Source organism: Methylibium sp., from assembly GCF_965279545.1.
Taxonomy (GTDB): domain Bacteria; phylum Pseudomonadota; class Gammaproteobacteria; order Burkholderiales; family Burkholderiaceae_C; genus Methylibium.
The window spans coordinates 1,858,933-1,877,318 of sequence record NZ_OZ257250.1; the positions used below are offsets into that span (position 1 = coordinate 1,858,933).

The 18,386-nt window shown below is 68.3% G+C and carries 18 protein-coding genes; 3 read left to right on the plus strand and 15 right to left on the minus strand.

Annotation, left to right across the window (positions count from 1 at the left end; all coding sequences use genetic code 11):
* Positions 1 to 21: 21 nt before the first annotated feature.
* The 4 genes from ACQY9S_RS08640 to ACQY9S_RS08655 are packed head-to-tail and all read right to left on the minus strand — an operon-like array spanning position 22 to position 3,149.
* Positions 22 to 789 carry a molybdate ABC transporter substrate-binding protein gene (locus ACQY9S_RS08640; RefSeq protein ID WP_428424845.1) on the minus strand — a complete coding sequence of 256 codons (768 nt, stop codon included), beginning with the start codon at positions 787 to 789 and terminating at the stop codon, positions 22 to 24.
* 53 nt (positions 790 to 842) lie between these two features.
* On the minus strand, positions 843 to 1,643 hold the full coding sequence (locus tag ACQY9S_RS08645; RefSeq protein ID WP_428425654.1) for an extracellular solute-binding protein: 801 nt from the start codon (positions 1,641 to 1,643) through the stop codon (positions 843 to 845).
* A 41-nt stretch (positions 1,644 to 1,684) separates the two neighbouring features.
* Entirely contained in the window at positions 1,685 to 2,398 is a 714-nt protein-coding gene (locus ACQY9S_RS08650) for a phosphate ABC transporter ATP-binding protein (RefSeq protein WP_428424847.1), read from the minus strand.
* On the minus strand, positions 2,391 to 3,149 hold the full coding sequence (locus ACQY9S_RS08655) for an ABC transporter permease (RefSeq protein ID WP_428424849.1): 759 nt from the start codon (positions 3,147 to 3,149) through the stop codon (positions 2,391 to 2,393). The genes ACQY9S_RS08650 and ACQY9S_RS08655 overlap by 8 nt, the downstream gene beginning before the upstream one ends.
* 95 nt (positions 3,150 to 3,244) lie before the next feature.
* Here ACQY9S_RS08655 and ACQY9S_RS08660 point away from each other — a divergent pair, with 95 nt between their 5' ends.
* The gene (locus tag ACQY9S_RS08660; RefSeq protein ID WP_428424851.1) at positions 3,245 to 4,369 is read left to right on the plus strand and encodes a substrate-binding domain-containing protein; all 1,125 of its coding nucleotides are present in this window, start codon (positions 3,245 to 3,247) and stop codon (positions 4,367 to 4,369) included.
* A gap of 46 nt (positions 4,370 to 4,415) precedes the next feature.
* Complete coding sequence (locus ACQY9S_RS08665) at positions 4,416 to 5,180, plus strand: fumarylacetoacetate hydrolase family protein (protein ID WP_428424853.1); 765 nt, start codon at positions 4,416 to 4,418, stop codon at positions 5,178 to 5,180.
* Between the two features lie 48 nt (positions 5,181 to 5,228).
* On the opposite strand, the gene ACQY9S_RS08670 is transcribed toward ACQY9S_RS08665, so the two are convergent.
* The 7 genes from ACQY9S_RS08670 to ACQY9S_RS08700 form a co-directional block, all read right to left on the minus strand.
* Positions 5,229 to 5,792, minus strand: coding sequence for a hypothetical protein (locus ACQY9S_RS08670; protein WP_428424855.1), 564 nt, complete (start codon positions 5,790 to 5,792; stop codon positions 5,229 to 5,231).
* Between the two features lie 607 nt (positions 5,793 to 6,399).
* A complete protein-coding gene (locus tag ACQY9S_RS08675; protein WP_428424857.1) occupies positions 6,400 to 7,410 on the minus strand; it encodes a 2-dehydropantoate 2-reductase in 1,011 nt (336 codons plus the stop codon).
* Positions 7,407 to 8,921, minus strand: coding sequence for a tripartite tricarboxylate transporter permease (locus ACQY9S_RS08680; protein WP_428424859.1), 1,515 nt, complete (start codon positions 8,919 to 8,921; stop codon positions 7,407 to 7,409). Before ACQY9S_RS08680 ends, ACQY9S_RS08675 begins: the two co-directional genes overlap by 4 nt.
* Before the next feature lie 33 nt (positions 8,922 to 8,954).
* Positions 8,955 to 9,458 carry a tripartite tricarboxylate transporter TctB family protein gene (locus ACQY9S_RS08685; RefSeq protein ID WP_428424861.1) on the minus strand — a complete coding sequence of 168 codons (504 nt, stop codon included), beginning with the start codon at positions 9,456 to 9,458 and terminating at the stop codon, positions 8,955 to 8,957.
* A 133-nt stretch (positions 9,459 to 9,591) separates the two neighbouring features.
* Positions 9,592 to 10,566, minus strand: coding sequence for a Bug family tripartite tricarboxylate transporter substrate binding protein (locus ACQY9S_RS08690; protein ID WP_428425656.1), 975 nt, complete (start codon positions 10,564 to 10,566; stop codon positions 9,592 to 9,594).
* A 146-nt stretch (positions 10,567 to 10,712) separates the two neighbouring features.
* Entirely contained in the window at positions 10,713 to 12,236 is a 1,524-nt protein-coding gene (locus ACQY9S_RS08695) for an acyl--CoA ligase (protein ID WP_428424863.1), read from the minus strand.
* A gap of 417 nt (positions 12,237 to 12,653) precedes the next feature.
* Positions 12,654 to 13,115 (minus strand): tetratricopeptide repeat protein, encoded by a 462-nt coding sequence (locus tag ACQY9S_RS08700; protein WP_428424865.1) that lies wholly within the window; start codon positions 13,113 to 13,115, stop codon positions 12,654 to 12,656.
* Positions 13,116 to 13,518: 403 nt separating this feature from the next.
* Between ACQY9S_RS08700 and ACQY9S_RS08705 the strand changes: the two genes are divergently transcribed.
* Positions 13,519 to 13,956: a DUF995 domain-containing protein gene (locus tag ACQY9S_RS08705; protein WP_428424867.1), complete on the plus strand. Its 438-nt coding sequence runs from the start codon at positions 13,519 to 13,521 to the stop codon at positions 13,954 to 13,956.
* A gap of 115 nt (positions 13,957 to 14,071) precedes the next feature.
* Here ACQY9S_RS08705 and ACQY9S_RS08710 read toward each other — a convergent pair whose 3' ends face one another.
* From ACQY9S_RS08710 to ACQY9S_RS08725, 4 genes are all read right to left on the minus strand, one after another.
* Complete coding sequence (locus ACQY9S_RS08710) at positions 14,072 to 15,607, minus strand: serine/threonine protein kinase (RefSeq protein WP_428424869.1); 1,536 nt, start codon at positions 15,605 to 15,607, stop codon at positions 14,072 to 14,074.
* A gap of 200 nt (positions 15,608 to 15,807) precedes the next feature.
* Entirely contained in the window at positions 15,808 to 16,896 is a 1,089-nt protein-coding gene (locus tag ACQY9S_RS08715) for a rhodanese-like domain-containing protein (RefSeq protein WP_428424871.1), read from the minus strand.
* Positions 16,897 to 17,013: 117 nt separating this feature from the next.
* Positions 17,014 to 17,370 carry an ArsR/SmtB family transcription factor gene (locus ACQY9S_RS08720; protein ID WP_428424873.1) on the minus strand — a complete coding sequence of 119 codons (357 nt, stop codon included), beginning with the start codon at positions 17,368 to 17,370 and terminating at the stop codon, positions 17,014 to 17,016.
* Positions 17,371 to 17,445: 75 nt separating this feature from the next.
* A complete protein-coding gene (locus ACQY9S_RS08725) occupies positions 17,446 to 18,375 on the minus strand; it encodes an MBL fold metallo-hydrolase (protein ID WP_428425658.1) in 930 nt (309 codons plus the stop codon).
* Positions 18,376 to 18,386 lie beyond the last annotated feature (11 nt).

The window sequence follows — 18,386 nt, forward strand, 5'->3', positions numbered from 1 at the left end:
CTGCGGCTCGCTTCGCCGCCACTAGCGCGGCGCGAAGCCGCGCCGCGCCAGCACCGCCTGCCCCGCCGGCGCGAGCAGCGCCTCCACGAAGCGCTGCGCCTGCGGCCCGGCCCCACCCAGCAGGACCACGCCGTAGTTCGCGGCGACGTTGACGTCCTCCGGAATGTCAACCCGATGCAGCGCAGCGTTCTCCTGCTGCGCCTGCAAGGCGATGGTGGTGTAGATGATGAACACATCGGCCTGCCCGGCTTCGAGCAGCGCCACGTAGACGCTGCGTCCGGCCGGCGGCCGCGGCGAACCCGGGCCACCGGTCAGCTTCAGCGCCTTGCGGTCGAGCATGTCGTAGGCACCGGCGAACGCTCCGCCGCGCTGCCCGATCCGGCGAAACAGCTCCCAGGCGTAGTCGCCGCAAGGGTCGGCCTCGGGGGTCGACGTGCCCACGCGCAAGGCCGGGTCGAGCAGGCGGGCCAGCACGTTGTCGGCCGTCACGCCGGCCTCGGGACGCGCCAGCACGCACAGGCGATTGCGCGTGAAGCGCCGTACCGTACCGGCCCCGCTGGCGGCTGCAATGGCCTGCGGATGCTCCATGTTGGCGGAGGCGAACACGTCGGCCGGCTCGCCCGCCGCCAACCGGTCCTTCAGCAGGCCTGCGGCGCCGAACACGAAGCGCAGATGCACGCCGGGCGTGTCCTGCTCGAACCGCCGGCCGATCTCCGTCAGCGACGCCCGCAGGCTGCCCGCGGCGTACACGACCAGTTCCCGTGCCGGCCCGCCGGCAGCACCGGCCATGTCCGCCCCCGATGCCATCGCGAGCAAGGCCCGTCAGGCGACGAGGCGGCGCCTCACTTCGTCCCCGCGTTGGGGAAGAACAGCTGCTGGCCGCCGATCTGGTAGCTGGCGATCGTGGCCTGGCCTTCGGCCGAGACCACCCAGTCGGCAAAGGCCTGCGCCAGCGCCGTCTTGGTGTGCGGGTGCTTGGCCGGATTGACGACGATCACGCCGTACTGGTTGAAGAGGCGCTGGTCGCCTTCGACCAGCACCGCCAGATCGGCCCGGTTCTTGAACGACAGCCAGGTGCCGCGATCGGCCAGCACGTAGGCAGCGCTGGAGGCCGCAATGTTCAGCGCCGGGCCCATGCCACAGCCGCACTCCTGGTAGCCGGCATAGGCCGCCTTCGGTGCCTCCACGCCCACCGCCTTCCAATAGCGAAGCTCGGCTGCGTGAGTGCCGCTCTTGTCGCCCCGCGACACGAACGACAACCTGCTCTTCGCTAGTTTGCCCAGTGCCGCGACGATGTCGCTGCCCTTCACGCCGGCCGGATCGTCCTTGGGGCCGATCAGCACGAAGTCGTTGTACATGACCGGCTGGCGCTTGAGGCCATAGCCTTCGGCCACGAACTTCTCCTCGGCCGCCTGGTCGTGCACGAACAGCACATCGGCATCGCCGCGGCGCCCCATGTCCAGCGCCTGGCCGGTACCGAGCGCCACCACCTTCACGTCGATGCCGCTGGCCTTGCTGAACGCCGGCAGCAGGTGCGCGAACAGGCCCGATTGCTCGGTCGAGGTGGTCGAAGCCATCACGATGTTCTTGTCCTGCGCCCAGGCCCCGCCCGACAGGCACGAGACCACCGCCAGCCCCCCCATGAGGCGCCACAGCGCCCGTGCGGCATCACGCTTGGATTGATTCACCACGGCAACTCTCCTTTGAGGAACAACTGGGCCTCCGGGGGCAGCACCGCCCCGTCGAAAAACTGCGCGGCCGGCACATCGGCCAGCACGCGCCCATGCTCGAGATACACCACGCGCTGCGCGAGGCGCTTGACCTGACCGAGGTTGTGCGATGCCATCAGCAGCGTCAGGCCTTGGGTTTCGAAGTCGGTGAGCAGTGCCTCCACCTCGCGCTTGGCGCTCGGGTCCAGGCTGGCGGTCGGCTCGTCGAGCAGCAGCACGTCGGGCTGCAGGGCCCAGGCGCGGGCGAGGGCGAGCCGCTGCTGCTGCCCCCCCGACAGCGCTCGCGCCGGGCGCTGTGCCTCCGCGGACAGGCCGACGCGCTCCAGGGCTTCGGCACAGCGCGCGTGCACCGCCGCGCCGCGCACCCCCGCGAGCCACAGGCCGAGCCTCACATTGCCCTGTGCCGACAGGCGCAGCAGGAAGGGGCGCTGGAACAGCATCGCGAGGCGCAGCGGACGACCCTGCACCGCCGCCGCCTGCCGGCGCACGCCGCTCGTCGGCGGCAGCAGACCGTGCAGCACGCGCAGCAAGCTGCTCTTGCCCGAACCGTTGGCCCCGACGAAGGCCACGCGCTCACCAGGCACGATGCGCAGGTTCACGGCCCGCAGCGCCTCGTGTGCGCCGTAGTGCAGGCCCACGGCGTCCAAGGTGATCAGTGGCTCAGCCATGCTGGGCTTTCGCTGCGGGCAGGACTTCCGGCGTGCCGCCGCGCGCGTGGCCCTGCGCGCGGGCGCCCCAGGCGCGCACCACGGCGATCAGCACATTGAGGATCAGCACCACGCCGAGCAACACCATGCCGAGTGCCAGCGCCAGCGGCAGGTCACCCTTGCTGGTTTCCAGCGCAATGGCGGTGGTCATCACCCGGGTGTGGCCGTCGATGTTGCCGCCGACGATCATCACTGCCCCCACCTCCGAGATCGCACGGCCAAAGGCCGCCAGCATCACCGTCAGCAGCGCCAGGCGCTCATCCCAGAGCAGCAACGCGCCACCCACCCAGCGGCCTGCACCGAGCGAGCGCAACTGCTCGCCATGCTGCTTCCAGCTGTCGGCGATCGCCTCGCGGGTCAGCGCCGCCACCACCGGCACCACCAGCACCGTCTGCGCGATCACCATCGCCACCGGCGTGAACAGCAGCCCCCAGCTGCCCAGCGGCCCGGAGCGCGACAGCAGCAGGTAGACCACCAGGCCCACCACCACCGAGGGCAGCGCCAGCAAGGTGTTGAGCACCACCAGCGTGGCGCGCCGCCCCGGGAAGCGCAGCACCGCCAGGGCCGCACCACCGACCAGACCGAAGCCGGCGGCCAGCAGACAGGCCGTGCCGCTGACCCCCAGCGACAGGCTCACCACGCGCAGCAATTGCGCATCGGCGTGCACGATCAGACCCAAGGCCGTGCACACACTCTCTACAAAGGCATCCATTCCCCGACTTCTGTTCCAGATGGCGCACGCCCTTGCGGCACACTGCTTGCCGCCGATGCTAGGGACCGCCCCGAGCCGACGCGATATGAACGAGCATGCATAGCGAATCCGACAACGCCCCCACGCCCCAGCGCCCCGCGCAGCGGGTCCAGCTCACCTATGCCCTCGGCAGCAACGGCGCCGCCGGGCCGGTCCACCACCCGCTGTTCGCGCTGCTCGACGCATTGCACGGCGGCGGATCGATCTCGGCGGCCGCCTCCGCGCTGGGTTTCTCCTACCGCCATGTGTGGGGCGAACTGCGGCGCTGGGAAGCCGAACTGGGACGCTCGCTGATCGTCTGGAACAAGGGCCAGCGTGCCGCGCTGACACCGTTCGGCGCCAAGCTGTTGTGGGCCGAGCGGCGCGCCCAGGCGCGGCTCGCGCCGCAGATCGAGTCGCTGCGCATGGAGCTGGAGCGCGCCTTCGCCGACGCTTTCGACGACCGGGTCGATGTGCTCAGCATCTGCGCCAGCCACGACCAGGCCCTGCCGCTGCTGCGCGAGCTGGCACTGGCCGAGCAGCTGTACCTCGATCTCGAGTTTGCCGGCAGCCTGGATGCGCTGCGCACGCTCGACTCCGGCGGATGCCTGCTCGCCGGCTTCCACGTGCTGGACGGCGTCGCGCGCAGCTCGGTCAGCGCCCGCACCTACCGGGCGCGCCTGAAGCCGGGCCATCACAAGCTGATCGGGTTTGCACAGCGCATCCAGGGCGTGATGACCGCGCCGGGCAACCCGCTGCAGATCCGCTCGCTGCACGACCTGACGCGCCCCGGCCTGCGCTGGGTCGGGCGGCCCGAAGGCACCGGCACACGAGTACTGCTGGAGGAACTGACCGAGCAGGCCGGCTTGCGCATGCCGGAGGCCTTCGCGTTGATCGAGCCCTCGCACGGCGCCGCCGCGCAGGCGGTGGCCAGCGGCGCGGCCGATGCCGCCTTCGGGCTGGAGGCTGCGGCACGCGCCGCCGGCCTCGGCTTCGTGCCGCTGGCGCGCGAACGCTATTTCCTCGTCACGCTGAAGACCACGCTGGAACAGCCCGCCATGCAGCGCCTGGTGACGCTGCTCGGCTCGACGGCCTGGGCGCGCACGCTCGCCAGCCTGCCCGGCTACCGGGCGACGGAGCCCGGCGCCGTGCTGGCACTGACCAAGGTGCTGCCGTGGTGGACCTACCGCAGCGCGCGCTGAGCGCGACGCCCGCCGAGACCGAATCACAGGACCGAAGGAGACGACGATGAAGTGGCTGCAATTCCGGCAAGGCGACGGCCGCGGCTTCGGCGTGCTCGATGGCGACATGGTGCAGGTGCACCGGGGCAACATGTTCGAAGCGCCGCAAGCCACCGGCGAGCGCCTGCCGCTGGCCGACATCGCCTGGCTCACGCCCTGCCAGCCGGGCAAGATGATCGGCCTGTGGAACAACTTCAACGCGCTGGCCGAGAAGAACGGCTGGACCCGACCGGCCGAGCCGCTGTACTTCCTGAAGGCCGCCAGCAGCTTCGCTGCGCATGGCCAGACCATCGTGCCGCCGGCCGGCGACGTGGGCCGCATCGCCTACGAGGGCGAGCTGGCGATCGTCATCGGCAGGACCGCGCGTGCGGTGTCGGCGGCCGAGGCGCCGGCACACATCTTCGGCTACACCTGTGCCAACGACGTGACGGCGATGGAGCTGATCGGCCGCGACCCGTCGTTCGCACAGTGGGCTCGCGCCAAGAGCTTCGACGGCTTCGGCGTGTTCGGTCCGGTGATCGAAACCGACTTCGACTTCGCGCAGGCCACGCTGCGCACCCGGGTCGCCGGCCGCGAGCGGCAGAACTTTCCGCTGTCCGACATGCGCTTCACGCCGGCCGAACTGGTCTCGAAGCTCTCGCACGACATGACGCTGGAGCCAGGCGACGTGATCCTGTGCGGCACCTCGCTCGGCGTGATGCCGATGAAGCCCGGCAGCCTGGTCGAGGTCGAGATCGACGGCATCGGCGTGCTGGCGAACCCCTACGGCTGACCCGACGGTTGCCAGCCCGCGCCGCCGGCATCGGGCGCAGCGCCCCGTTCAAGCCGAGCAGTAGGCCGCGCGCCGGGAGGTGTCGAGGAAGGCGCTGAACCGGGTGTCCACCGACCAGCCGACCTGTGTTCGCACGAGCCTGGCCAGCGGCAGCGGGTGGTCCTGGCCGCAACAGAGCCAGCGCCCCCTGCGCCGCCGGTGCCCGCGTGCCGGATCGTCCGCGCTCCACTCGAGCGCACCGCCTTCGACGATGTCCGCGCTGGCCGTGCCGTCGGTGCCGACGTCCGTGGTCGGTGAGGTGCCGGCAGCGGTCTCGCGGTACCGAAGCAGCAGCCAGACGCCGGCGCTGCCGACCGGCAGGGCGAACGAGCTCGCATCGGGCAAGACCACTTCCCGACCCAGGCAGTCGAGCGCGAAACCGGGGCTGATGGTCACCGCAGCGCCCGACGCGTCTGCCGTCACCTCGAGGCCACAGACGATGCCGCTGCCGTGCAGGCAGCGGTTGATCAGGCGTCGCTTGCCCAGGTGGTAGTTCTGCTCCGCACGAAAATCCGCGGCCGAGAGCAGCCGGCCATCGAAGTAGTTGAGACGGACAGGCGCTTGCATTGGCATCGACGACTCCCCGGCGCGCTTGCGCCTCGTTGTCGCGATGATGCGCCAAGCCAGCGGGCCTGCGACGCAGCGCCTCCCCCAAGAGTTGCAGGCGCGTCGCCGGTGTCGGCTCATACGGCACTGAATTCAAACGCAGCAGATTGAAGCTTGGGCCGGGGCTGGTTGCGGTGTTCAGTGTCTTTGTCAGGAACGCTGCCTGTCCAATATGAGTGGGTGCGCTGAGCCGGGTCGCTGTGTTGCGTTCATGTCCCCCGGTCCGGGCTACCGCCCGGCCCTCCTCCTTTACTTCACTCCACACAGCGACCCGTCCCAGTGCTGCCACCACCGCGGCCTGCCGGGGTTCGACTGCCGTGGCAGGCGGCGATGCTGAGTGCTGGCGAGGGCGTCGGGTGAGCGGCGCAGCGAAGTAGAGGAGGAGGGGTCGGCCCCCAGGCCGGCACCGGGGGACATGAGCGGAGCCGCTCGCCCGGCGGCCTCGTCAGCAACGCGCGGTACCTGCAGGCGGCCGGCCGGCGGACGCTTCGAACCCCAGCACCCCACGCACACGAACGGCTGCAACGAGCCGAACGACGCCGACTGACTTGATAGGTTCGAATGCGAGCTGGTGTCAGGCCAGCGGCTGCACCTGCAGCCGACCGTGCGCATCGCCCAGCGTCTTGCCGAGCAGGCGGGTGGCAGCGTAGATCGCATCGATCGTCGGCGTGGGCGTTTCGGTGATGCGACCCAATTCGACCACGCTGCCGACCAGCGCCTCGAGCTCTAGCGCGCGGCCATGCTCGACGTCCTGCAGCATCGAGGTCTTGTGCGCCCCGACCGCTTCGGCACCGGCGATGCGCTGGTCGAGCGAGATCTTGAACTCGACGCCGAGCTTCTCGCCGACCGCCTGCGCCTCACGCATCATGCGGGCCGCGAGTTCGCGCGACAGCGGAAAGCGGCAGATGTCTTCGAGCGTCGCATGCGTCAGCGCGCTGATCGGATTGAAGCTCAGGTTGCCCCACAGCTTGACCCAGATCTCGCCGCGGATGTCCTTGGCCACGGGGCTCTTGAAACCCGCGCGGATCATCGCCTTGGAGAGCGCCTCGATGCGCGGGCTGCGCGAGCCGTCGGGTTCGCCGAGCGTGAAGCGGTTGCCCTCGATGACCTTCACGACGCCCGGCGCCACCAGCTCGGCGGCCGGGTAGACCACGCTGCCGATCACGCGCTCGGGTTCGATGTGCCGGGCCAGCAGGCCGTCGGGGTCGACGCTCTGCAGCGTGCGGCCCTCGAAGGGGCCGGCCAGCTTGTGGAAGTACCACCACGGCACGCCGTTGATCATGGTCACGACCAGGGTCTCGGGGCCGAACAGCGCGCGCAACTCGGGCAGTAGGTCGCGCACCTGGTGTGCCTTGACGGTCAACAGCACCGCGTCCTGCGGGCCCGCCTCGGCCATCTGCTGCACCGCCTTGGCGGTGGGGGCATGCTGCTCGCTGCCGTCCTCGAGGATCAGGCGGAAGCCGTTCGCATTGATCGCGGCGAGGTTCTTGTTGCGCGCGATGAAAGTGACTTCTTCGCCGGCGATCGCGAGCCTGGCCCCCAGGTAGCCACCGATCGCACCGGCGCCCACGACCGCGATCTTCATCGTGCACCTCCGGTGGTTTCACGGGTCTTGAAATGCTCCTTCGCGAAACCCCACAGCGGCCACAGCAGCATCGCGATCGCCAGCCCGGCAATGCTGCCGACCAGCGGGTTGGACCAGAAGATGCCCAGGCTGCCCTGCGACAGCAGCATCGCCTGCCGGAAACTGGCCTCCGCCATGTCGCCCAGCACCAGCGCGAGCACCATCGGCGCCAGCGGGTACCTGAGCTTCTTGAACAGGTAGCCGACCACGCCGAACACCAGCATCAGCCACACGTCGAACATCGAGCTGTGCACCGTGTAGGCGCCGATCGCGCAGATCACGATGATCACGGGTGCGATCACCGAGAACGGGATGCGCAGGATCGAAGCCCAGAACGGCACCGTGGTCAGCACCACCACCAGGCCGACGATGTTGCCGAGGTACATCGACGCGATCAGCCCCCAGACGAAGTCCTTCTGCTCGATGAAGAGCATCGGGCCCGGCTGCAGGCCCCAGATCAGCAGGCCGCCCAGCAGCACCGCCGCGGTCGGCGAGCCGGGGATGCCGAGCGTGAGCATCGGCAGCAGCGCCGAGGTGCCCGCGGCGTGGGCAGCGGTCTCGGGCGCGATCACGCCCTCGATCTGCCCCTTGCCGAAGCTCTGCGGATCCTTCGAGGCGCGCCGCGCGATGCCGTAGCTCATGAACGAAGCCGGCGTCGCACCGCCCGGCGTGATGCCCATCCAGCAGCCGACCGCGGTCGATCGCAAGAAGGTGGCCCAGTAGCGCGGCAGCCCGGCCCAGGTCTGCAGCACGACCTTCGGGTTGATCCTGGCGGTCTTGCCCTTGAAGGCGAGCCCCTCCTCCATCGTCAGCAGGATCTCGCCGATGCCGAACAGCCCGATCACCGCGATCAGGAAGTCGAAGCCCTTGAGCAGGTCGGTGACGCCGAAGGTCATGCGCAGCTGGCCGGTCACGCTGTCCAGGCCGACGGCGGCGAGTGCGAAGCCGAGCATCATCGAAGCGATCACCTTGGCCGGCGGCTCCTTGCTCATGCCGACGAAGCTGCAGAAGGTCAGCAACTGCACCGCGAAGAATTCCGCCGGACCGAACTTCAGCGCGAACTTCGCGAGCAGCGGCGCGAGGAAGGTGATCAGCGCGACCGCGAACAGCGCCCCGACGAAGGAGGACGTGAACGCCGCGGTGAGCGCCTGTGCGGCGCGACCCTGCTGGGCCATCGGATAGCCGTCGAAGGTGGTGGCCACCGACCAGGGCTCACCCGGAATGTTGAACAGGATCGACGTGATCGCGCCGCCGAACAGCGCCCCCCAGTAGATGCAGCTCAGCATGATGATCGCCGAGGTGGGGTTCATGCTGAAGGTGAGCGGCAGCAGGATCGCGATGCCGTTGGCGCCACCCAGGCCGGGCAGCACCCCGATCAGCACGCCGAGCGTGATGCCGATCAGCATGAAGCCCATGTTCTGCAGCGTGAGCGCCACGCCGAAGCCATGCATCAGGTTGCCGATTTCTTCCATGATCTTCTCGTGGGGGTGGGTGCGCGATGCGGCTCAGAAGCCGAGCAGGTGTTCGACCGGCCCCTTGGGCAGGGGCACGAGGAACCAGCGCTCGAACACGAGGAAGAACACCAGCGGCACGCCGACCGAGACGGCCACGGTCGCGACCCAGCCGTAGCGGCCATGGCGCCGCATGAAGTAGCCGATCAGCAGCGCCGAGGCACCGTAGATGCCGAGCAGTGCGATCAAGCCGACGTAGACCAGCATCGGCACGAACACCGAGATCACCAGCACCAGCTGCGAGCGTTCGGCGAACTCCGGGTCGGCGCGCCGCCAGCGCAGCAACTGGCCGACCAGGACGGTGCCGCTCGACACCAGCAGCAACAGGCCGATGTAGAAGGGAAAGTAGCCGGAGCGCGGGCCGTCGTCGGCCCAGCCGATGCCCACCCGCAGGCTGTCGGCGATGACCAGCACGGCCAGCGCCATCAGCAGCAATGCGACGATCAGTTCGGGCCAGCGCGTGCCCACGGTCTCGCCGGAGGCGTCGGAATCACTCATCGAATTCACCTTTCTCGCGCCGAACGCGAGGATGGACATCACAGGAGTTCGCCGAGCCGCCGCCGCGGATCCGGCTCCACCGGTCCGCCAGCGGCGCCCCTCGGGGGAGCGGCGCAGCCGCAACGGGGGGGCGTCAATTCGCGATGAAGCCGGCTTCCTTCATCAGCACACGGTGCATCTGCTCGTTCTTGCCGAGCCATTCGACGAACTCGGGACCGGAGAGCGCAGTCTGGTTGAACGCCCCCTTGTCCATGAACTCCTTCCACTCGGGCAGCGCACGGACTTTCTTGAACAGATCCAGGTAGAACGCCACCTGCTCCGGCGTCACGCCCGGCGGCATGAAGATGCCGCGCAGCATCACGTAGTCGACCGGAATGCCGGCCGAGGTGCAGGTCGGGATGTCGGCCCAGGACTGCGTCGCCGTCAGCTTGGCCTTGTAGGGCATCGGCTGCTTGTCCATCACGCACAGGGCGCGCAGCTTGCCGGCACGCCAGTGCGATTCGGCCTCGATCGGGTTGTTCACGGTCGAATCGATGTGCTTGCCCACCAGTTGCACCGCCACATCACCACCGCCCTTGAAGGGGATATAGGTGATCTTCTTGCCCGCCGCCTTCTCGAGCAGCACGGTGATGATCTGGTCTTCCTGCTTGGAGCCGGTGCCGCCCATCTTGAAGGTGTTGGGCGGTTGTGCCTTGACGGCCTCGAAGTAGGCCTTGGCGGTCTTCTGCGGCGACTCCTCGTTGACCCACAGCACGAACTGATCGAGCGCCAGCATCTGCACCGGCGTCAGGTCGCGCCAGTTGAACGGCACGCCGGTGGCCAGCGGCGTGGTGAACAGGTTGGACAGCGTGATGACGATCTTGTTCGCGTTGCCCTTGTCGCCCTTGACGTCGAGGAAACCCTCGGCCCCGGCGCCGCCGGACTTGTTGACGACGATGATCGGCTGCTTCATCAGGTTGTTCTTCGCCACCACGCCCTGGATGAAGCGCGCCATCTGGTCGGCGCCGCCGCCGGTGCCCGCAGGCACGACGAACTCGACAGGCTTGCTCGGCTCCCACGCGGCCGCGGGCTGCGCGAGCAGCGTGCCCATCGTGGCGGTCAGCGCCATGATGGCGAAGTTGAGCTTGGCCTTGAATTGATGCGCTGCCACGGTGTCTCCTCAGTAGCTTCTGGTGGTTGGCCGGCGGCTCGCCGGTTCCGGATCATTGTCGGGTCGCGGTCGCGCGACCTTGTGGTGAGGCTTGCCGCTACGGCTCAGCCCAGGCCCAGCTTCTGTGCCAGGCCGATGCGCTGCAGCTTGCCGGTCGCGCCCTTCGGGATCTCGTCCATGAACAGGATCTTCTTCGGCACCTTGTAGTCGGCCGCGCGCTTGGCGACGAAATCCTGGATCTCGCGCTCGGTCGCGCTGGCGCCTTCCTTCAGCACCACCACGGCGGCGACTTCCTCGCCCAGCTTGGGGTGCGGCATGCCGAAGCACACCACCTGGGCCACCGCCGGGTGATCCATCAGGATCTCGTCGACCTCGCGCGGACTGACCTTCTCGCCACCGCGGTTGATGATCTCCTTCAGCCGGCCGGTCAGGCTGAGGTAGCCGTCGGCGTCCTTGCTGCCCTGGTCGCCGGTGCGGAACCAGCCGTTCAGGAAGCCCTCGGCATTGGCCTTCGGGTTGTTCTCGTAGCCGGCGGTGACATTCGGGCCGCGGATCACGATCTCGCCGATCTGCCCCGCATCGAGCAGGCTGCCGTCCTCGCCCATGATCGCGACCTCCGGGCCGGCCGGCAGGCCCACGGCGCCGGGCTTGCGCGCCAGCGGCGGCAGCGGGTTCGATGCCATCTGGTGCGTGGCCTCGGTCATGCCGTAGGCCTCGATCAGCGGCGCCTTGAAGATCTCCTCGAGCTCCTTGATCACCTGCGGCGGCATCGACGACGACGACGAGCGCAGGAAGCGCAGCGGGTTGCGCGCGATCACGTCGGCATTGCCCTTGGCACGCTGCACGATCGCCTGGTGCATCGTCGGCACGGCGGTGTACCAGCTGGGCTTGGCCTCGTCCATCCAGGCGAAGAACTTCAGCGCGTTGAAGCCCGGCGTGCAGAACACCTGCGAGCCTGCCGACAGCGGCGCCAGCACGCCGGCGATCAGCCCGTGGATGTGGAACAGCGGCATGATGTTCAGGCCGATGTCCTGCGGCGTGAACTGCAGCGTGTTGCGGATGTTGGCAGCCGAGGCACACAGGTTGCCGACCGACAGCGGCACGATCTTCGGCCGCGAGGTGGTGCCCGAAGTGTGCAGCACCATGCCGACATCACCGGACTCGGCGTAACCGCCCCGAGCCGCGGCCTGCGCACCGCCGCCATCGCGCGCGACCAGCGTGAAGCTGCCCGCCGGGGCACCTGCCTCGACCACGAGGTCCGCGACCCGCACGCCGAGCTTGTGCGCCACCGCGATCGCCGGCGAACTGCTGCCCTGCTCGACGATCAGCAGCTTCGCGTTGAGGTCCGACAGGTAGAACTCGAACTCGTCGGCCCGGTAGCCCGGGTTCAGCGGCGCGCTCGTCGTGCCCGACGCGCAGGCCATGTAGCAGGTGGCCATCTCGGGGCCGTTGTTCAGCACGATCGCGACGCGGTCGTTGCGCCCCACCCCGAGCGCGTTCAGGCTCGCCAGCGTCGCACCGACCAGCGCACGCAGTTCACGGTAGGACAGCGGCACGCGACCGGGGGCGGCGATCGCGGGAGCACCATCGGCGCCCAGGGCGAGCAGGTCTTTCAGCGAGGTTTGCATCGGTCTCGAAAGGTTGAAGCGGCATCGGCACCGCGTTGCGTCGGAACAGGAGACAAAGTACGGTCGGCGAGCACCCATGCATCCGGGTGCGCCCCCGCGGGGTGGGGCCAGCCCGGCGCAGACCTCGCGTGGGGCACATCGCCTGCGTCGCAGATCACGACGCACTTGACTCCGGCAGAACCGGCACCGAGGGATGCCCGGGCCATCTGCCACAAAGAACATGAGCCGCAGTGTCCTGTTCTCCGGGTTGGAACAAGTTATACAACAGCCTGCCCATTCGGCCAATCGAGGAAGCAGATGGTCACAACGGATTGAGCACGTCGCAACACAAATGAGCCGCCCAAAGGCGCTAGGCGCCGAACGCTTGCGGCTCGCTCATGGCGCAGGAGCTCGGCCGCGACGCTGCGGCGCGGTGCGCTACCGGTTGCCGTTCGCCTTGAATTGCTGCACGGCCTTTTTCAGGTCGGTGTATTCCCCGCAAGGCAGGAAGCAGGCCTTGTCCAGTGCGGCGAGGCGTTGTTCGGCTTTCGCCAGATCGCCCTTCATCAGGTAGAGCTCGCCCGAGTATTCGAGCGCCCCGCGGTGCTTCGGTTCGATGCGCAGCGCTTCGTCGTAGAACTTCTCGGCGGCGTCCAGGTCCGGCGTGTTGCCTTTGCGCAGGCTGTAGCCCATCAGGTTGTTCCAGTCGGCGCGGCCCGTCTCGTTCAGGCGCTTCAACTCGTCGATCGCAGCGGCCCATTTCTTGTCGGCGACCAGCGTTCTGGCGGTGGCCAGGCTGTCGGTCGCCTTGGCGCGAGGGGCGTTGTCGTCGCCGATGGCCGGGCCGATGGCCAGCGCCAGTGCAGCGGCACAAAGAACTCGGTGCAGCTTGGTTTGCATGACCAGACTCCTTCGATAGCGAGGAGGACCCATCGGTGCCGCCGCACGGCCGGCGAACGGATTCACGGCATGACAGCGGCGCAAGCCGGTAGCGTATCAAGCCCCCCGCGAAATGCTCGTCATGGCCGAGCGCTTCAGGGTCTTTCTAGAACAGCCGCGGGCCGAGCACCGTGACGCCCGTGAACACCGCCCGGTCCGACACGCCCGAGCGCAAGCTGCGCGCGAAGCGGCAGGGTCTCCACCGGCTTGGCGGGCAAAGCCGCAGTGTAGGGATCCGGCGAGCCGTCGTGGGGCTTCGTGTCAGTCCTGCCACTCCCCCGGGGCTTGCGTTTGGCAAACCGCACGGCTACGGTCGGCAGCGTTCCCATCCAGTCCACCTGCACATCCACACCCAGGAGCCGCCATGCACGAACCTGTCCGCCACGCACTCTGGCTTTCCACCCTTGTCTGCACACTCGCGCTCGGACAAGAGGCCGCGTTCGTGCGTGACCTCGACGCCAGCGGCAGGGTCACCCTGACCAAGGACGAACTCAGCCAGCTGCTGCCGGGCGCCAACATGGGCCGCCTCACGGCGAAAGGCAACACGCACTCCTGGAAGAACGACGCGGGCGGCAGCTTCGTCATCTCGTCCGACAACAAGGACCGGGGAGGAAACGCCTCGACCGCACACGGCAAATGGAACATCTCCGACGACGGCCGCTACTGCGTCCTGATCGAATGGAAGACGGTCGACACGGAAGAATGGTGTCGCTATATCGTGCGGGCAGGCGAGACCTACTACGCAACGAAATCGGACAAGCTCGGCACGGAAAAGGTCTACAAGCTCTCGATCAAGAGATAGCGGCACCGTCCGCTTTCCGGCAGCGCCGCAGAGGCGCTAGGAGACTCGGTGAAGAAGCCCCGGTTCAGCAAGCAGCGGATCGCCTGCCCCACAGCCACCAGGCCCGGCCCGCAGCTCAGTCGCGGCGAACGGCCTGTGCCTGTCGAACCTGCACGCATTCCGGGCGCGCCCTGAAGCGTGGCTCTTCGCATCGGCTGTGGATGCAGAAAGGCCGCAGGAAGAAGTTGCGGCCGGCGCACAGTTCGTGCGGCCCGGCCGGCACGGTGCGGGCCCCGGCAAGCTTGTGCCCCTGAGCGGCCTTCCGGGCCGAGGACATTTGCGCTTTCACACCGGGCTCGCGCAGCTTGGAGCCGCTTGCCAGTGACTGCTGGATCGGTGGCCACTGCGCTGGCGGCTTGGCAAAAGCTTCTGCCGCGCCCATGTCAGCCGACGCCGCTCCCGCGCGCGATGCGGGGGTGAACAGGCTGTCGACGGCATCCCCTGAAGCGACGGCACCCGGTGCCTCGAAGGGTCGTGCGGAAGCCGGTTTCTCGGCAAGCTCCAGGTGCTCCGGTGCCGTACCGGCCGGCGCATGCAGTGCAAGAGGCCAGGCCATCGCCGCAGCGACCAGCACGCCGGCGGTCGCCACCGGCAGCCGCAGGGCAAAGCGCCTGCCGGGCGTTGCGGGCCGACTCCACCGTATCGTCGCCGGGAAAGGCACGGCGCTCCTGGCGGCCAGCGCCGCGCCCGCCTCGCCCGGCTCCGCCGGCTGGCGCAGCCGACCCGGCGACGGCACGACCGGCCGGCCATTCAGTGCGTCGCGCAGTTCCGCCACGTTCTGCGGGCGGTCCTGCGGTCTGACTTCGAGCGCCCAATCGATGGCCGACAAGAAAGTGCGTGACACGCCGGGAATGCGGCGCTCGGCGAGCACCTCCCTCTCGTCGTGGATGGACCGCGCCGTCGAGGCCGGGGGCGGCTTTCCGTCCAGCAGGTACGTGACCAGCGCCGCCAGTGCGTACAGGTCGGTCCACGGCCCCTGACGCAATTGCGTGGACTCTGCGTACTGCTCGATCGGCGCGTAGTGCGGCTTCAGCACGGCGGTGGGCGACTGGGTTCGGTCGCCTGTCAGACGACGTGAAGCGCCGAAGTCGAGCAGCACCGGCATTCCTGCACCGGACACGAGCACGTTGTCGGGCGCGATGTCGCGGTGATAGAAGCCTTCGGAATGCAGCATCGCCAAGGCATCGAGCAAAGGATCGATGACCGAGCGCAGCCAGACCTCCGTCGGCGGCTCGGACATCGAGCACCGCACGTCCGTCAATGTCGGTCCGCGCAGGTACGGCATGGCCATGTAGGCGGTGCCGTTCGCCTCCCAGAAGCGGTAGACCTTGACCATCGCCGGGTGCGAGAACTTGGCAAGCAGCTTCGCTTCGTTGACGAAGGACTGCAGGCCCAGCGCAAATGTTTCGGCTTTCGAGGTCGAACGCACCGTCACGCGCTGGCCCTGGCTGCGGCCGACCAGCTGCGACGGCATGAATTCCTTGACCGCCACATCGCGGTCGAGAGAGTGATCGCGGGCCAGGTACACGATGCCAAAACCACCGATCGCCACGACACGGAGGATCTCCATTTCGCCGAGCCGGGTACCTGGCGGCAACGCCGAGCGGTCCATTGGTCAGTGTCCGTAACCTTGATACGGGATGCGATCGCGACCGAACGGGAAGACGATGCGCAACGGCCTCATGCTGTTTCTCTTGCGGCAGGAGCAAAGTATCGGGGGGTCGAGCGTCCTGCACTGTCGGCGAACGCGATGCGGCGGTGTAGGACACTACCCATTCGGGTCGAAAGCCCGCCGTCATGGCCGGCGGTTCGTCAGTTGCCGCCGTCCTCGACCGGCAACGACTCGGCCCGCCAGCGCAGCATGCCGCCCGCCAGGTTGGCCACTTCCTTGAACCCGGACTTCTGCAGCAGCACGGTGGCCTGCGCGGACCGTGCGCCGGAGCGGCAGACGGTCACGACCGGACGACCGCGTTCGATCTCGTTCGCGCGCCCGGCCAGCTGGGACAGGGGCAGCAGGCGAGCGCCGCGGATGTGCCCGAGCGCATCGGTGAATTCCTGCGGCTCGCGCACGTCGATGACCTGGATGTCGTCGGCGTGGCTGCCGGCGATGCGCTCTTCCAGCGTCGTCGGCTGGATCTCCCAGACGCCGCTGAAGGTGCAAGTCAGCGGGGCCCAGGCCGGCTCCTGCGGCACCGTCGCGCTGCCGTCGGGCCGGCCACAGCGCAGGTTGGCAGGCACCGCGATGTCCATCAGCTTCGGGTGCGGCAGGCCCAGGTTGTTCATGTAGCCCGCGAAGTCCGCGGCGTCGACAGCGCCGCCCAGGCGCGGGTTGAAGCGCTTTTCCTCCGCCACGCTGGTGACCGTGAGGCCTCGGTAGTCGTGCGCGGGGTACAGCAGGCATTCGGGGGGCAGCGAGAGGATCTGGTCCTGCACCGATCGGTAGAGCAAGCCCGGGCTGCCCTGCTGGAAATCGGTGCGCCCACAGCCGCGGATCAGCAGGCTGTCGCCCGTGAAGGCCATGCCGTGATCGTCCAGCACGTAGGTCAGGCAGCCGCTGGTGTGGCCCGGCGTGGCCCTCACTTCGAGGTGGCGGGTGCCGAACGGAATGCGGTCGCCATGCTTGAGCAGCCGGTCCGCGTTGGCAGCCGCCGAGGCCTCGGACAGCAGGATCTGGCTGCCGCAGCGCTGCTTGAGCAGCCACGCGCCGGTGACGTGGTCGGCGTGGACATGGGTGTCCAGGGTCGCCACCAGCCGCAGGCCGAGTTCACGGAGCAGGGCCGTGTCGCGATGCACGTTCTCGAACACGGGATCGATGATCACCGCATCGCCGGCATCGGAATCGCCCAGCAGATAGGTGTAGGTCGAAGACGGCGGGTCGAACAGTTGGCGGAAGACGAGCATGACGAGGGACTCCGGAAGACGGAAACGCGCTTCGGCGCGACTTGATCACGCGGTCGTGGATTCGACGCGACTTGAACGCTCGCCGATCCGAGAGACGCCAGGCCCGAAAGCAGCCGCTCAGCGATGGGCCAGCGGCACCAGTCGATCCGAAGAATCCACTTCGGCCCCACTGTCGAGCTCGATCGCCACCTGGGTGCACACGGCGCGGCACAGCAGGGCGACACGCTCGCTCTGCAGCCGGTAGTAGATCTGCGTGCCCTCGCGCCGCTTGGCCAGCACACCGCTGCGATAGAGCGTCGCGAGGTGCTGCGACATGTTCGGCTGCGTGGTGTCGATCAGTGCCAGCAGCTCCGAAACGTTCTTCTCCTGCTGGCACACGGCGCTGATGATCTTCAGGCGCACCGGTGTCGCCAGCACGGCGAAAAGCTCGGCAGCGGATTCGAACACGCGGTCTTGACTGCTCAGTTCATCCATGACGCGGCTCCATGAGGTCGGCCCATTCATCCTGCATTTTATTCGCAGGTAGCGATGAATGCACGGGCACGATCGTCACTTGCCGTCCTGCTGTTCCATCAGCAGGTAGGTGTTGTAGGCGTTGATGCGATTGGCGGCACGGAACAGCGGCATCCTTTCGTAGCGCGACCAGTCCGCCTTGGCGTAGGCGTCCTCGAACGGCTCGAGATTGCGAGCGGCCCCGCCCATCGTCTGGCGCAGGTACACGAGGTAGTCACGCGTCATCACCAGGTCGGCCATCGGGTCCGTTGACGCCGGTCCATGCCCGGGAACCACGACGCGCGGCTTGTAGTCGATCAGGCGTTCGAGCGAGGCAATCCACAAGCGGCTGTCGGCCTGACCGACAAACGGAATGCGCCCGCGGAAGAACAGGTCTCCCGAGAACAGGACGCCCAGCTTCGGCACGAACACCACCACGTCCTCAGGCGTGTGCGCCGGGCCGACATGGCGGATCAGGATGTCGTACGAGCCGACCCGCAGGCGCGTCTCGTCCTGGTCCAGCCAGCGATCTGCGGGCACGAGGCGCGTCTTGTCATCGACCCAAGGGCCGAGTTCGAGGCGGCTGGCCTCCAGGCGCTTCTGTGCGGTGTCCGAGTTCAGGTATTCGCGCCCGGCACCGTGCGCCAGGATCGTGGCGCCTGCCGCCTTGAAGGCTTGCAAGCCATAGATGTGGTCCGCGTGGTAGTGGGTCACGATGACATAGCGGACCGGCTGTGAAGTCACGCGCCGGATTTCAACCAACAGTTCCTCTGCGAGCGCGGGCGAGCCCAGGGCATCGACCACGACCACGCCATCGTCGGTGACGACGAAGCCGGCGTTGGAGATGAAGTTGTGATTGGCCGGCGAGCCCAGCGCCGCCACACCCTGCGCGAACCAGACCCGATCTGCGACCTGCTCGGCGCGCAACACAGGCTCTGCCCCACGCGCGACGCCGAGCGAGCACAGGACCAGGACCGCCAGAAACACCCGAAGCGAAG